12 protein-coding genes are annotated in these 15,578 nt (G+C 57.4%); all 12 read left to right on the top strand.

Annotated features, from left to right (window positions below; translation table 11 throughout):
* The first annotated feature begins 25 nt into the window (after nt 1-25).
* Nucleotides 26-799, top strand: a complete 774-nt coding sequence (locus B1C80_RS16775) for a hypothetical protein (protein ID WP_077922336.1) — start codon at nt 26-28, stop codon at nt 797-799.
* Between the two features lie 122 nt (nt 800-921).
* Nucleotides 922-1,161: a hypothetical protein gene (locus tag B1C80_RS16770; protein ID WP_077922335.1), complete on the top strand. Its 240-nt coding sequence runs from the start codon at nt 922-924 to the stop codon at nt 1,159-1,161.
* 137 nt (nt 1,162-1,298) lie between these two features.
* Nucleotides 1,299-2,453, top strand: coding sequence for an acyltransferase family protein (locus B1C80_RS16765; RefSeq protein ID WP_077922334.1), 1,155 nt, complete (start codon nt 1,299-1,301; stop codon nt 2,451-2,453).
* 142 nt (nt 2,454-2,595) lie between these two features.
* On the top strand, nt 2,596-5,457 hold the full coding sequence (locus B1C80_RS16760; protein ID WP_077922333.1) for a pitrilysin family protein: 2,862 nt from the start codon (nt 2,596-2,598) through the stop codon (nt 5,455-5,457).
* A 204-nt stretch (nt 5,458-5,661) separates the two neighbouring features.
* A complete protein-coding gene (locus tag B1C80_RS16755) occupies nt 5,662-6,306 on the top strand; it encodes a hypothetical protein (protein ID WP_077922332.1) in 645 nt (214 codons plus the stop codon).
* 118 nt (nt 6,307-6,424) lie between these two features.
* Nucleotides 6,425-7,978, top strand: coding sequence for a hypothetical protein (locus tag B1C80_RS16750; protein WP_077922331.1), 1,554 nt, complete (start codon nt 6,425-6,427; stop codon nt 7,976-7,978).
* A gap of 124 nt (nt 7,979-8,102) precedes the next feature.
* Complete coding sequence (locus B1C80_RS16745) at nt 8,103-9,086, top strand: hypothetical protein (RefSeq protein WP_139361666.1); 984 nt, start codon at nt 8,103-8,105, stop codon at nt 9,084-9,086.
* 121 nt (nt 9,087-9,207) lie between these two features.
* Nucleotides 9,208-11,397, top strand: a complete 2,190-nt coding sequence (locus B1C80_RS16740) for an alpha-galactosidase (RefSeq protein ID WP_077922329.1) — start codon at nt 9,208-9,210, stop codon at nt 11,395-11,397.
* A 29-nt stretch (nt 11,398-11,426) separates the two neighbouring features.
* Nucleotides 11,427-12,764, top strand: coding sequence for a D-arabinono-1,4-lactone oxidase (locus B1C80_RS16735; protein ID WP_077922328.1), 1,338 nt, complete (start codon nt 11,427-11,429; stop codon nt 12,762-12,764).
* Between the two features lie 293 nt (nt 12,765-13,057).
* Nucleotides 13,058-13,855, top strand: a complete 798-nt coding sequence (locus tag B1C80_RS16730) for a HipA family kinase (RefSeq protein ID WP_077922489.1) — start codon at nt 13,058-13,060, stop codon at nt 13,853-13,855.
* The gene (locus B1C80_RS16725; protein WP_077922488.1) at nt 13,833-14,216 is read left to right on the top strand and encodes a DUF3037 domain-containing protein; all 384 of its coding nucleotides are present in this window, start codon (nt 13,833-13,835) and stop codon (nt 14,214-14,216) included. The genes B1C80_RS16730 and B1C80_RS16725 overlap by 23 nt, the downstream gene beginning before the upstream one ends.
* Before the next feature lie 17 nt (nt 14,217-14,233).
* Nucleotides 14,234-15,529 carry a serine hydrolase gene (locus B1C80_RS16720; RefSeq protein WP_077922327.1) on the top strand — a complete coding sequence of 432 codons (1,296 nt, stop codon included), beginning with the start codon at nt 14,234-14,236 and terminating at the stop codon, nt 15,527-15,529.
* The last annotated feature ends 49 nt before the right edge of the window (nt 15,530-15,578 follow it).

The raw sequence follows: 15,578 nt of genomic DNA, 5'->3' as shown, positions 1-15,578 counted from the left end.
TTTTTCCGACCCTAACGCTGACGCAATGACGAGAGAAACAAAACAACGAACGGCCCGCCTTTTTGCCCTGCATGAGTTTGTCCGGGCTTATTTTACCAAGGCCGACTGGTTCCGGGTGGCTTACCTGACCGATAATGTCGACCTGATCGAAGATCACCCGCGCCTGCTGCGGAGTCTGGACTTTCGGGACGACGATTATGACGGGAACAGCCTGCAGGTGCTGTCGAAGCTGATTGGCGAAGGAACCAGCAACCTGACCGAGCTGGAGCGGTACGTCGACAGCCGGAAAGCCAGCCTGAGCCGGTACGCGCCGGTCGCTTCGGCCTTTGTATCGACGGTCCAGACGCGGCAGCCCGAGCGGGTGGTCACGTTTGCGCCCGATGTGTTCAGCATTCCCGACAAGCCCGTCGAGTCGAACATGCTGTCGGTGATGATGCCGTTTGAAGGGCGTTTTGCGGGCACCTATACGGCCATCCGAAACGTCTGCGCGCGTCTGGGAATCGACTGTCGGCGGGCCGATGACATCTGGGACAACAGCATTTTGATTCAGGACGTATTCGATCTGATTTTCACGAGCCGGGCCGTGATCACCGACTTCACCGACCGGAACCCAAACGTGTTCTACGAAACCGGGGTCGCGCATACGCTGGGCAAGATTGTTATTCCTATCACTCAATCAGTTAGCGATATTCCATTCGACCTCCGCCACCACCGCGCGCTCACCTACCTGCCCAACAGCGAAGGACTAACCAAGCTGGAAACCGATCTGGAGAAAAAATTGTCGAAAGTTTTTGCCTGAACAAGTATATTTTTTCTGACTATCTTACAAAAAGCAATTAGTTTAGTAACTGAGTAGTCTTTACTGTGTCGGATTGGTTAAACATTCGATCCCGGGTGAGGTTTTTTCGAAAACGTCTGTCAATGATTGTACTTCTAGCTCTTGTGTATACGCTTGCCGTAGGGTCAATCTGCCTTGTATCGGCCTTTGCGGTCTATTCGTCAATTACGTGGCTGCTGCATCAGATGCATATTCCGATCAGCTCAGACATCAGCATACTGCTGTTACTGGTTTGTGTGGTCGGCGCGTGGTTGGTCTATCGGCTTTTCTTTCGCCGGGTATGGCGACGCGAAGGGTTCGACTGGATCATGGAAAAGCCCTGACCGTTCAGCCTGAGTCGCGGCTGGTATGGCCGCACCGCCCGGCTATGATGATCAGGTATCGGTAACGAAGGCAGAACAGGCCGCCGACCCCGGACGGAAGTTTTGTCGTATCTTCGTGCTACCTGATCGTTATACCTATGCAAACTGCTTCCGCTCCGGTTCGGGATGGACTGGAGCCCCTCCAGGCCGCCCCTCGTCTTCTGTCGTTAGATGCCTTTCGGGGCCTGACCGTAGCGGCCATGATTCTGGTCAACAACCCCGGCGACTGGGCCCATATCTACGCTCCGCTCGAACATGCACCCTGGCATGGCTGGACGCCTACCGATCTGATTTTTCCGTTCTTTCTGTTCATCGTGGGCGTGTCGATCACGTTTGCCCTGGGCCGGACCGACGCCCGGCAGGGGGGCGTCATGCAGAAGATCGTGAAACGAAGCGCTACCCTGTTCCTGCTGGGCCTGTTTCTTAATTTCTTCCCGAAATTCGATATCTCGACCGTTCGTATTCCGGGCGTTTTACAGCGGATTGCGCTGGTGTACCTCGCTTGCTCCATGCTATTCCTGAAAACCACTCCCCGGCAGCAGCTCTGGATCCTGTTCTCGATCCTGGTCGGGTACTGGCTGCTGCTGACGGTGGTTCCCGTGCCGGGCATTGGCTATGCGAACCTCGAGCCCGAAACCAACCTGGCGGCCTGGATCGACCGGATTGTGCTGACTCCCGCCCACGTCTATAAGCCCGCCCGGGTCTGGGACCCCGAAGGCATCCTGAGCACGCTGCCGGCCATCGGCACCGGTACGATTGGTCTGCTGGTGGGGCAGTGGCTGCGGAGCGGGCGGGCGGCTACCGAAAAAGTAGCGTGGCTGTTTGCTGCGGGCTGCCTGGCTACCCTGGCTGGCCTGGTCTGGAACGGCTTTTTCCCGATCAACAAAGCCCTGTGGACCTCGTCATATGTGTTGCTGGCGGGCGGACTGGCCATGCTTGGGCTGGCGCTCTGCTACTGGCTGATCGATGTGAAACAATACCGGCGGGGTGTATTGCCGTTCGTTGCGTTCGGCGTCAACGCTATTACGGTCTTCTTCCTGTCGGGGTTGATTCCGCGGATCATGAGCCTGATTCACCTAAGCCGCCCCGACGGTACCGACGTCAACCTGCGCGAATACCTCTACCGATCGTTCATCGTTCCCGCTTTTGCCGATCCCATCAACGCGTCGCTGGCCGGGGCGCTTACGTTTGTGCTGATCTGGTTCGGGATTCTGTGGTGGATGTACCGGAAACAGATCATCATCAAAGTGTAATATCGCCAGCCCGGCTGGTATGGATATGGGCGTCTGTGGTGGCAGGCCGGTGGTTGATTCGGCGCGATAAACGTTTCGTCGGCCTGTATCGTTATTCATCCACATGGCGTTACAAACCCCCTAACCAACCATCAACGACCGAATGGTACGTGCTTATTTATGCCTGAGCCTGCTGCTCAGCGCAACCCTGGTGCTGGCGCAATCGCCGGTAAAAACCCCACAATCCAAGAAAACACCCCGGTCAGCGCCGGGACCCGCGGGTGGCGTCTCGCTCAACAGCCCGATCCCGGTCGATCCGGGGGTGAAAGTAGGCCGGTTGCCCAACGGCCTGACCTATTACATCCGCAAGAATGCCGAACCCAAAAACCGGGCCGAGCTGCGGCTGGTGATCCGGGCGGGCTCGGTGCTGGAAACGGATAACCAGCAGGGCCTGGCCCACTTCATGGAGCACATGGCCTTTAACGGCACCAAAAACTTCCCTAAAAACGAGCTGGTTAATTTTCTTCAGTCGGCGGGGGTTCGGTTTGGGGCCGATCTGAACGCCTATACGGGCTTCGACGAAACGGTTTATCAGCTGCCCGTACCGACCGATTCGGCGCGGCTGTTTGAGCGGGCGTTCCAGATTCTGGAAGACTGGGCCCATAACGTCACCATCGACCCGGCCGAGGTAGAGAAAGAACGCGGGGTTATTCTGGAGGAACGACGGCTGGGCCGCGGGGCTGGCCAGCGCCTGCGCGACAAGTATTTTCCGGTATTGCTCAACAACTCCCGCTACGCCAGCCGCCTGCCGATCGGTACCGAAGAGGTGCTGACTACCTTCAAGCCCGAAGTGCTGCGGCAGTTTTATAAAGACTGGTACCGGCCCGATCTGATGGCGGTCGTTGCCGTGGGCGATTTCAATCCAACGGAAGTCGAAACCATGATTCGGGAAAAGTTTGGCCGGATTCCGGCCATACAATCGCCAAAACCGCGCACCGAATACGACGTGCCGCCCCATAAGGATACCAAAGTGGTGATTGTTACCGACCCCGAGCAGCCCAATACGGTGGTTCAGGTCATTTATAAACGGCCCGAGATCAAAGAGCGCACCCTCAACGACCTGCGCGAGAGCATCAAGCGGGGCCTGTTCAACACCATGCTGGGCAACCGGATTCAGGAGCTGACCCAGCAGGCGAACCCGCCGTTTCTGGGAGGCTACAGCAACTACAGCGATTTTATCGGCAATATCGACGCCTTTACGTCCATCGCCGTCGCGAAAGAAGGGAACGTTGAGCGGGCCATCCGGGCCGTACTCGACGAGAACGCCCGGGTGAAGCAGTTTGGCTTTACCCCAACCGAGCTGGCCCGCGCCAAGCAGGAGTTCTACACGAACGTGGAGCAGAGCTATAGCGAGCGTGACAAAACCCGCTCGTCCAGTTTCGTGAACGAATACGTACAGAACTTCACCGACAAAGAGCCGTATACCAGCATCGAGTTTTACTTCGATTTCCTGAAAAAGCAGCAGGCCGGCATCACGCTTCAGGAAGTAAACGCCCTCGTCGATCAGTTTATCCGCAACGAGAACCGGGCCGTTATCGTGATGGCGCCTGAAAAAGACAAAGACAAGTTGCCCACGGTGGCCCAGATCATCAGCTACGTCGACGATACGGGCAAAAACCTGACGGCCTACGAAGATAAAACCCTCGACGCGCCCCTGGTGCCAACGCCCCCGACCCCCTCGCCGGTAGCCAACGCCCGCGAGATCAAAGAAATTGGCGTGACCGAATGGACGCTGCGTAACGGCGTGCGGGTGGTACTGAAGCCGACCAACTTCAAAAACGACCAGATACTGTTTGCCGGTACCAGCTTTGGCGGTACGTCGCTCTATGACCTCAAAGATTACCAGTCGGCGCGGTTTTCGAGTACGCTGGCCAGCCTGGGCGGTACGGGCGCCTACAGCCAGGTGCAGCTGGGTAAGTTTCTGTCGGGGAAGCAGGCCAGCGCTTTTCCGTACGTGGGCGAGCTGAGCGAAGGTATCAACGGCAGCGCGGCTCCCAAAGACCTCGAAACGGCTCTCCAGCTCGTATACAGCTATTTTACCCAGCCCCGTAAAGACCCCGAGGTGGTAGCCGGTTTCCTCTCCAACCAGCGCAGTGCCCTGCAAAATCAGATCAGCACGCCAACCCCGGCCCGGGTGTTTCAGGATACGGTGTCGGTCACGCTGGGAAGCAACAATCCGCGTCGACAGCCGCTCAAACCGGCCGACCTCGACCAGATCGATCTGGACCGGGCGCTGAAAATTTACCAGGAGCGCTTTGCCAATGCCGGCGATTTTACGTTCTACTTTGTCGGTAATTTCAAGGAAGCGACCCTGAAGCCGCTCATCGAGAAATACCTCGGCGGCTTACCGGCTACCAGCGCAACGGAGAAGTTCAAAGACCTCGGCATCCGGATTCCGGCGGGACAGATCAGCAAAACCGTATACCGCGGCCTCGACCCCAAAGCCAGCGTTCAGCTGGTCTATAGCGGAGACCTGACCTGGTCGCCGGAAACCACGACGCAGCTCGACGCCCTGGCCGAAGTGCTGGAGATCAAACTGACCGAGAAACTGCGCGAAGAGGAGAGTGGCGTATACGGCGTAGGAGCGGGAGCTGGCTACAGCCGATACCCCGTGCCGCGCTATACCTTCCGGATCAGTTTCGGCTGTGCGCCCGAGAACGTAGAGAAGCTGATTGCCAAAACGCAGGAGCTGATCAATGATCTCAAGCAAAAAGGAGCCGTTCCGGCCGACATTGCCAAGTTCAAAGCCGAAACCCGGCGCGAAACGGAGGTGCAGCTCAAAGACAACCAGTTCTGGCTCGGCTACCTGCAAACGCAGTACTACAACAACGACGACCCCACCGAAATCCTGCGCGAAAACGAGCAGCTCAACAAGGTCACCGTTGAAAGTACGAAAGCGGCTGCCAACCAGTACCTGAGTAGCAACTACGCCCGCTTTGTGCTCCTGCCCGAAAAGAAGCAGTAAGGAGGTTATATGATGAAAAGAGGCCCGCCCTAGTAGCGGGCTTTTTTTGTTTCCGGGTGTGGCGGTTGCCTGGGGGAGGCCCCGGTTTGTGGATAGGGGTGTATGGCCTTGTAAGACAGGCACCTGCATTGGTTGGTCGAGGGCCAGTCTGTTGCCGGGTAGCCTTAAACCCGCGACTAATAAGCCATCAACATGATCAGGACCATGGAAACGATTTATAAAAACAGCTACTATCTATTTCTGGCCATTCTGCTGATGGTCTTCGTGGGGTTTTACCGTACCTATTTCGGTCTCTTCCCCCGTTTTGAGGGCCTCTCCCTCGCGATGCATTTCCATGCGGTTATGGTGCTGCTCTGGATAGGTGTGCTGGTTGCCCAGCCTATTCTGATTCGGCGCGGGCAGTTTGCATGGCATCGGAAGCTGGGTCGGTTATCGTATGGGCTGGTTCCGCTCATGGTGCTGTCTATTGTCATTCTGATGCGTCAGGTGTTTATGCGGCCCTTTGTACCGGGTAGTTTCGATACCAATATGATCGCCATGGCTGACCTTTCTTTTTTTGGCCTAACCTACGGACTGGCCATTTATTACCGTCATAAAGTCAGTTACCACGCCCGCTACATGGTGCTGACCGCTCTGCCCTTTATCAACCCGGCTTTGGGGCGGCTGGGCTTGCCGGGTCCCCTGCTGGGCCTGGTGATCATGTTTGGCCTGTTGCTCTACGAGCGGTTTCATAACCGCGTTTACCAGCCTTACCTGCTGGCGATACCGGTCTACATAGGCATTTATATCTTCTTCCTGGCAGTCATTACCCGCGCCGACTGGATGCGGATCTGGTGGATGTTTTTCTGACAGTTTCGGTTCTGACGGGCAGGCTATCCGCCTTATAGTAAAATAGTTAGCCGCGGCTTGTGGTCATTACTCGGGTTTGTTCGTAAACTGCAAACTTTACCGGGTTATCTCTGCACCAATGGAAACGAATGTACGCGTCGAACAACCACCCTTTCTTGAAAAAATTGCTGAATTAGTACTGGAGCGAATGCAGTTGGACGCGGGTCAGCCACCGCTCGATTTTCAGCGAAAACACCGATGGCAGTCCAGCATAAAGGAGCTCTACTACGGGGCTGAGCCGGAACCTGAGTTCTCAACAACCCGCCAGGATAGTATCGCCCTCTACGCGCTCGTTCATCGCCTGGTAGCGATATGGGACCAGCTCGGCGTTCCTGCCACCGGACCACAGCGACTGGAGGCTCTGGATGCGTTTTTCGACGTTCTGGAAAGCGAACTGCTTGCCATGGAAAAACGCAATGCCGGTAAACGTATGCTGGTCAGAACGCGTAGTGGAACCCTGATGATCGGGGTCAGACCGCTCCTGGGAGACGTTCCGGCGGCTGACGAGCGGATTCCGCTGGATGCCGGGCGCCTTTACCGGCGGGTGCATCTGATTACCAACGGAGTCATTGATCACGAACGGGATATCATTGATGGGGCGCTGTATCCGCCCAGTATGCAGAAGCTGAACGGCACAGCGCCCGTTATCGGGCTGGCGGCTTTGTCAGGAGCCGCCAGGACCTATTTTAAAGCCACCAAACGATTGGGGAACGTAGGCATCGATACGCCCCAGATTGGTTTCCGATCGGTAGACGTAAGGCCGTCTGAGGCCTATACGGACGAGCTTCGTACCTGCATCGACTGGGCCATCGACGCCGGTGTTCATATCCTTTGTTTACCCGAGTTGTCGGTTTGTCTGAATGGGCGGCAGGTGCTGAAAGACTATCTGCTGGAGCGGGGTCAGACTGAGGGGCTGGCCAGTTTATCGGTTATTATTGCCGGCAGCTTCCATATCGACAACGGAACCGACGGATCAGGGACGGATCAGGAGCCGGTTGCCCATAACGAAGCCGCTGTCTGGCTTGTCGATCACTTTGGGGAGATTACGGAGTTTACCTATCGCAAACACGAACAGTTTAGTACGCCGGTCGATACAAAAGCCCCGCCCATACCCGGTCATGAAGCCATACAGGCCTACGCCAGCGAGCATGGGCTGCTCAACCACAAGGTCTATTACATTCGGGAGGATATCGCCAAGGATAACGGGTTGCTGCTGCTGAACCTTCCCATTGGGCTGGTCGGCGTTTTGATCTGCAAGGATTTTCTGACGCCCAGCTTCTATGCCAGATACAACGCTGTTGAGCCTGATTACCTGTTCATTGTCTCGATGAACAATAAGGGTGGTGAGTTTTTGCAGGAGTGGCGCAGAGGGGCAAAACGCTTCTCGCTCTCGGCTGGGTTTTACGTGAATGCCACGCAGGTAGTTGCTGAAACGGATGACCAGACCGAAGTGATATTCTGGGGGTTGCCCAACGACCGCGAAAACCTGAAAAAACGGAAAAGCCAGGTATACTTCCGGCAACTCGACCAAACCGATAACCACCGGCAGGTGCTACCGCCTTCCGGTTTGGTACCCGTACAGCTCGATCTGAAGCCATTTTACTACAACACAGCCCCTTTCAACCTGATTTGAGTACTGACCGTTCAATAACTTAAACCTTATTGTCAAACGAAAATCAAATGAAAATAAACTCTGGCAAAACATTTGCTCTACTTTTGCGTGATTAATCCAGCCAGCATCCAATAGAACGAAACATATGACGCAACCGACAGCCAATGCGCTTCATGAGTCCATGTTACTGATGAAGCACACGCCGTCTGATATTGGGCGCGTTACAAACGCCCTATTCAAAGCCGACGACCGTGATCTGAAAGCCCTGCCCAGAGAGGCTTATCAGCATTATTTCGATGAAATTGGTATAGCACTGCTGAACTGGACGGCCCGGGGGCAATCGACCCAGGTGAACCATGTTTTGCAGACGCTGTCGCAGAGCCTGTTCCGCGAACCCGACATGAAACGTCTGCCCGACATGACTATAAAGCAACGGGTTGGCTTACAACTGCGGGTGCTCTGTGCCCAGATGACGCTGTACCTTCAGGCCCAGACTACCGGGAGTTATAACGCCATGCTGCTCGGATCCCGGAATGAGGTGTGCCGAACGGTACTGCGCGTGCTGTACGAGTCAATAGCCTATGGCGGATTCGGCTACGTGGCCTACGATTACCAGACCGTATGGCACGAAGTAAACCGGTTGCTGCCCGATGGGAAATCCACAACCGATAAAAATATTCATCATCACCTGCGCGAACTGGTCAAAAAGGGACTGGCCTTGGTTGACCAGTCGGGTGGCTCGGTACGCTACCGAATCTCCGAACGAGGGCTGGTAGAGGCCCGCTTTCATTTTGAGGGAGGAGAGCCAACCCCTCCTGAGCCGCGCCTGGCCGAAAAAACGAAGCTTGTTATCCGCATCGCCGAGCAGGACTACTCGATGGCCGAACTGGGTCGCCTGATCGAGAACCAGGGCGTAAAGATTCTCAGAAGCCATTTTGAACAAACCGATCGCGGTTTGTCACGATTGACGGTTGAACTCAATGACGCTGACGTTAACCGGGTCGTAAGGGTTCTTGAGCGGTTTGGTTATCAGATCGAGTCGGTAATGGGAGAAGGGGTGACCGGGCCGGTTGGCGTGGCCAAAGACGCTATGCTACCCGAATCTGCCCCGCGCTGGTTCGGACAGTAGCCTTCCGAGAGCCCGGCGCTTCGGTTTGTGGGCTGGCTCGGATAAACTATGAACCAACTCGTATAGTGGCTCGGCTGTTTCTTGATACATTTACCGTATCAATGTATAGCCCTTCCTTTTCATGCGAACGCTTTTTCTGCTCATCGTTGCCGGCCTGTCGGTAGCCGTTGCTCAACCCCAGACCGGCGAGGTTCATATTGCTGTCGAAACCCGAAAAACGGCCCTCGTTATCCGGGTCGATAAAGAGCAAAACCCAACCATCGTGCATCTGGGCCAGCGGCTGAGCCGACCCGACGAGTATGCCCGGATACCGAACAACGGCAAACGGGGCGAAGACTATACCGGCATCTATAACTCCGCCTATACCCCCGCCGGTAGCCGCAACCTGCTCGAACCCGCCATTCAGGTGACCCACGCCGACGGCAACCCCTCGCTCGATCTGCGCTACCTGCGCCACGAAACCAAACCGGCCGGCGACGGCATTGTGCTGACCACCGTATTCCTGAAAGATCCGCAGTACCCGTTCGAGGTGACGCTCTATTTCAAAGCGTACCAGAACGAAGACGTGATCGAACAGTGGTCCAGCATCCGGCATACGGAGAAGAAAAGCGTAACGCTGCACAAATACGCGTCGGCCAACCTGTACATACCCGCCCAGCACTATTACCTGACCCATTTCCACGGCGACTGGGCCAACGAGATGAACCCGTCCGAAGTGCCGCTGACCGAAGGCATCAAAGTGCTGGATACCAAGCTGGGCACCCGGGCCGATCTGTTTCAGCCGCCGTCGTTTCTGCTTTCGATGAACCAGCCGGCGCAGGAAGAGCAGGGCGAGGTACTGGCCGGTACGCTGGCCTGGTCGGGCAATTACCAGCTGGCGTTCGAGGTCGATCCGCTGCATAACCTGCGCCTGACGGCCGGTATCAACCCCTACGCGTCGGCCTATACGCTGGCCCCCGGGCGGGAGTTCACGACACCCGCTTTTCTGTTCACCTACTCAACCACGGGCAAAGGAACCGCCAGCCGGAACCTGCACCGATGGGCCCGCAAACACCGCATTCCGCAGGGCGAAGGCAACCGGCTGACGCTGCTCAACAACTGGGAGGCTACCTATTTCGACTTCAACGAAGAGAAACTAACAGCCCTCTTCAAAGACGGCAAACGGCTGGGCGTCGATCTGTTCCTGCTCGACGATGGCTGGTTCGGCAACAAATACCCCCGTAACGACGACCGCGCGGGCCTGGGCGACTGGCAGGAGAACGTTAAAAAACTGCCGCATGGGCTGGGTCATCTGGTCAAAGAAGCCGAGAGCGCCGGGGTGAAATTCGGTATCTGGCTGGAGCCGGAAATGGTGAACCCCAAGAGTGAACTCTACGAAAAACATCCCGACTGGGTGCTGAAACTGCCCAACCGCCAGGAATACTACTTCCGGAACCAGCTCGTGCTGGACCTGACTAACCCCAAGGTGCAGGAGTTCGTGTACGGTGTCGTTGACGAGGTGATGACGAAGAACCCGACGCTGAGTTATATCAAGTGGGACTGCAACGCCGTCATCTACAATGCCTTTTCGGCCACCAACCCCAACCCGTCGCATCTGTACGTCGAATACGTACAGGGCTTATATAAGGTAATGGAGCGGCTTCGGGCCAAATACCCGAAGCTACCCATGATGCTCTGCTCGGGCGGGGGCGGCCGGGTCGACTACGGGGCACTGAAGTACTTTACCGAGTTCTGGCCCAGCGACAATACCGACGGGCTGGAGCGGGTCTTCATCCAGTGGAACTACTCGTACTTTTTTCCGGCCATCGCCACCTGCAATCACGTAACGGACTGGGGTAAACAGCCGATCAAGTTCCGCACCGACGTAGCCATGATGGGCAAACTGGGCTATGACATTGTGGTGAGCAAGCTGGATGCGAATGAATTGCAGTTTAGTCAGGAAGCGCTCAAAACCTACGACCGGATCAAAAGCGTGATCTGGCAGGGCGATCAGTACCGGCTGGCGTCGCCCTACGCGGGCGATGTGGCCTCGCTGGTGTACGTAGCCGAAGCCCGCGACCGGGCGGTCTGGTTCTCCTACCTGACCAAAGACCGGTACAAAGCCGGCAGCGTGGCTCCAATTCGGCTCCAGGGCCTCGACCCAGCCCGGAACTATACGGTTCGGGAGCTGAACGTCTACCCAGGTACCCGGTCGGCCATCAACGACAAGCCCGCGGTCTACTCGGGCAATTACCTGATGACGATTGGATTCAACCCGAACGTCGACAGCCGCCGAACCAGCGTCGTGCTGGAGCTGGCCGAAGCCCGGTAGCGCTACCTCATTCCCTAACCCCTTGACCGATGAAAAAGCGAACGTTTCTTAAACTATCATCTGCGCTGCTGGCCACGCCAGCGCTATCGCCACTTATGCAGTTTACAACCAGGGATAAGCTAAAAAACTGGGCCGGCAACCTGGAGTACAGTACTGACCGGCTGCACCCGGCCCAATCGGTTGCGCAGGTGCAGGAGCTGGTCCGGAAATACCCGCAGTTGAAAGTGCTGGGGTCGCGCCACTGCTTCAACAACATTGCCGACAGCACGCACAATCTGGTATCGCTGGAGCCCATGAGCGAGGTCGTATCGCTCGATGCGAACGCGCGGACGGTAACCGTCGATGCGGCCATGCGCTACGGCCAGCTGGCGCCCTACCTCGACCGGCAGGGGTTTGCACTGCATAACATGGCGTCGCTGCCGCATATTTCCATCGCGGGCGCTACCGCCACGGCTACCCACGGGTCGGGCGTAAAAAACGGCAACCTCTCCACGGCGGTGGCCGGGCTGGAGTTTGTAACGGCTGCGGGCGAAGTGCGAACCCTGTCGCGCCAGACAGACGGCGATGCCTTCCGGGCGGCCGTTGTTCACCTGGGCGGCCTCGGCGTGGTCACCAAAGTTACGCTCGACCTGCAGCCCACGTTTCAGATGCGGCAATATGTGTTCGAGAACCTGCCCCTGGCGCAGATGGCCGACCATTTCGAAAAAATCATGTCGAGTGGCTACAGCGTCAGTCTCTTCACCGACTGGCAGAAAAAGCGGCTCAACGAGGTCTGGATCAAGCAACGGACCGACGAAAAAACGCCGGACACCAATTTTTTCGGCGCCACGCTGGCTACGAAAAACCTGCACCCCATTGCCGAAATTTCGGCCGAGAACTGTACGGAGCAGCTGGGCGTAGTGGGGCCGTGGTACGAACGGATGCCACACTTCCGGATGGGGTTCACGCCCAGCAGCGGCAAAGAGTTACAGTCGGAATACTTCGTGCCCCGGCGCCAGGCCGTCGATGCGATCCTGGCGGTAGAACGGCTGCGCGATGCCATTAGCCCGCACCTACTCATTTCGGAGTTACGCACCATCGACGCCGATGATTTATGGATGAGTCCGTGTTACAAACAGCCTTCGGTAGCCATTCACTTCACCTGGAAGCAGGATTGGCCATCGGTCCGTAAGGTGCTGCCGATGATCGAGAGCGAGCTGGCTCCGTTCGGTGTCCGGCCGCACTGGGGTAAGCTGTTCTCTATAGCGCCTGCCACGCTGGCGTCGCGCTACGAAAAAATGGCTGACTTCCGCCAGATGTTGCAGCAGTACGACCCGCAGGGCAAGTTCCGCAATGCGTTCCTGACCCAGAACATCTACGGCGCATAACGATGCTGCCTGGGCTGCGCCCCCTGCCACGGTATTCGTTCACCCGTCGCCGTGTCCTCACGGCGACCTGCCCGGATGGTTTGTTGCTGCCGCGGGGGTGTTCCGTGGGGACACAGACCACGGTGGGTGGGCGGGCGGATTGGAGTGACGACTGCGGGGCAACGGGTTGTGGACTATGTACTGACCGGGTGGGCCGAACGGCCTTGTCGTCGGGGTTTATCTCGAAAAATTCCTACATTTCCCGGAAACTCCGACCCGCGCGGGGTTACATCCAGACATCAACGCTTGTAGCTGTGCCTGCTGATCAACCTGAACTCCGAACCGTCGACGTGACCCGTTACGTGACGCCTTTACGCGAAGGCGGCTCGCTCCCCGCCATTGTCGAGGCCGACGACGACTTCCTGTACGTACTGAAATTTCGTGGGGCGGGGCAGGGGGCCAAAGCCCTCATTGCCGAACTCATTGCCGGTGAACTGGCACGGCTGCTTGGCCTGCGTATCCCGGAAATCGTGTTTGCTACGCTCGACGAAGCCTTCGGGCGAACCGAACCCGACGAAGAAATACAGGACCTGCTCCGCGCCAGCGAAGGTCTCAACCTGGGGCTGCATTACCTCGCCGGTGCCATCACCTTCGACCCGCTCGTCACTACCGTCGATGCGCGGCTGGCCTCGCAGATCGTCTGGCTCGACTGCCTCATCACCAACGTTGACCGCACGGTGCGGAATACCAACATGCTCATCTGGCATAAAGAACTCTGGCTGATCGATCATGGCGCGTCGCTGTATTTCCATCATAGCGGCCAGCCCTGGGACGAGCAGGCCCGCCGGCCGTTTGCGCCCATCAAAGACCACGTGCTGCTGTCCCGCGCCACCGAGCTGGAAGCCGTCGATGCCGAATTTCGCCAGCTGCTGACGCCCGACCGCATCCGGGCCATCGTAGCCCTCGTTCCTGACGCCTGGCTTACAGACGAGTCATCGACCGAGTCGGCCGACGAACGGCGGGCGGTGTACGCCAATTTTCTGGAAACCCGGCTGACCTATTCTCAAACCTTTGTCAACGCTGCGAATGATGCCAGAAAAGCACTTGTTTGAGTATGCTGTAATCCGGGTGGTGCCCCGCGTTGAGCGCGAAGAGTTTTTGAATGTGGGCGTTATCCTGTACTGCTCGGCAAAAGGATTTCTGCAGACGCGGTATACCGTGCCCGAAGAGCGGCTCCGGGCATTTTCGGTCGAGCTGGACCTGGCCGAGATTCAGGAGCGGCTCCGAACGTTTGAACGCATCTGCGCCGGCCGGAAAGAAGGCGGACTCATCGGGCAGCTGCCAACCGCAGCCCGGTTCCGGTGGCTGGCAGCCGCCCGCAGCACCGTTGTGCAGACCTCACCCGTTCACCCCGGTTTATGCGCCAATCCCGCCGATACGCTGGCGCGCCTGTTTGCCCAGCTTGTTCTGTAACCTGACATTTACCGCCTATGCGACTATTTTTCCTGCTACTCGCTGCCTTGACCGTGCTCCGATCGACCCCCGGCTCGGGGCAGGCGCGAACCGATGCGCTGTTGACGCGCCTGTTTGCCGCTAACCCGCAGCCCGTTTTCCGGGAGGTGATCGACCATCCGGACCGGTACCGGCTCCAGATTATTTACACCCAGATCAACCGCAACAAAGCCAACGTACCGACCTTTACCAATTACTACTACCGGGTCGACAGTACGGCTTATTTCAACCCGGCCTCGACGGTAAAACTGCCGCTGGCGCTGCTCTCGCTGGAGAAGCTGAACGCGCTGAAGCGGCCTGACCTGACCAAATATACGGCCATGCAGTTCGATAGCGCCTACAGCGGCCAAACCCGCCACTGGGTCGACCCCACGGCCGAGAGCGGGTATCCGTCGGTGGCGCATCTGATCAAGAAAGCGTTGCTGGTGAGCGAAAACGACCCCTACAGCCGTATGTACGAGTTTGTGGGGCAGCAGGCCATCAACTGGTCGCTGCACGCCCGGGGCTACCTCGACACGCGCATCACGCACCGCTTTGTGCGGATGACGCCCGAGCAGAACCGCCATACCAATCCGGTTCGGTTTCTGTCTGCCGACGGCAAGACCATCTATACCCAACCGGCCGCTTACAACCCCGATCCCTTCGACGCCCGCCGGATCGACACCCTCGGGAGCGGGTACATGGTGCGTGACAGCCTGGTGCGGCAGCCGTTCGATTTTACGACCCGCAACAAGCTGCCGCTCGAAACCCTCCAGCGCCTGCTTCAGTCGGTTCTGTTTCCGGCGTCGGTGCCGCAGCCGCAGCGGTTCAACCTGACCGAATCTGATTACCGCTTCCTGTACCAGTACCTGTCGCAGTATCCGGGCGAGACCAACTACCCCAAGTACGATCCGAAGCAGTACTATGACAGTTACGTCAAGTTCTTCTTCATGGATAGCCTGCACCACCAGATGCCGCCGGGCGTTCGGGTGTTCAACAAAGTAGGGTGGGCCTATGGCTTTTTGACCGACGCGTCGTACGTAGTCGATTTCACCAACAAGGTCGAGTTTATGCTGTCGGCCACGCTCTATGTGAACCGCGACGGTATCCTGAACGACGACAAATACGAGTACGATACCGTTGGTAATCCGTTTCTGTACCAGCTGGGGCAGATCATCTATCGGTACGAACTGAACCGGAAACGGGCGCAAAAGCCCGATCTGAGCCGCTTTCGGGTCACCTACGAACGGCAGCAGGCCGATAGTCGACCGTTGGTGAAGGATGTTGATAACTGAGGCATCAGGCGTCGGCAAACCGGTTATCTTTGGTCAATCGGGCGTACCG

The organism is Spirosoma sp. 209, assembly GCF_002006735.1.
GTDB classification, from domain to species: domain Bacteria; phylum Bacteroidota; class Bacteroidia; order Cytophagales; family Spirosomataceae; genus Spirosoma; species Spirosoma sordidisoli.
This window is presented reverse-complemented; position numbering and strand designations above follow the sequence as displayed.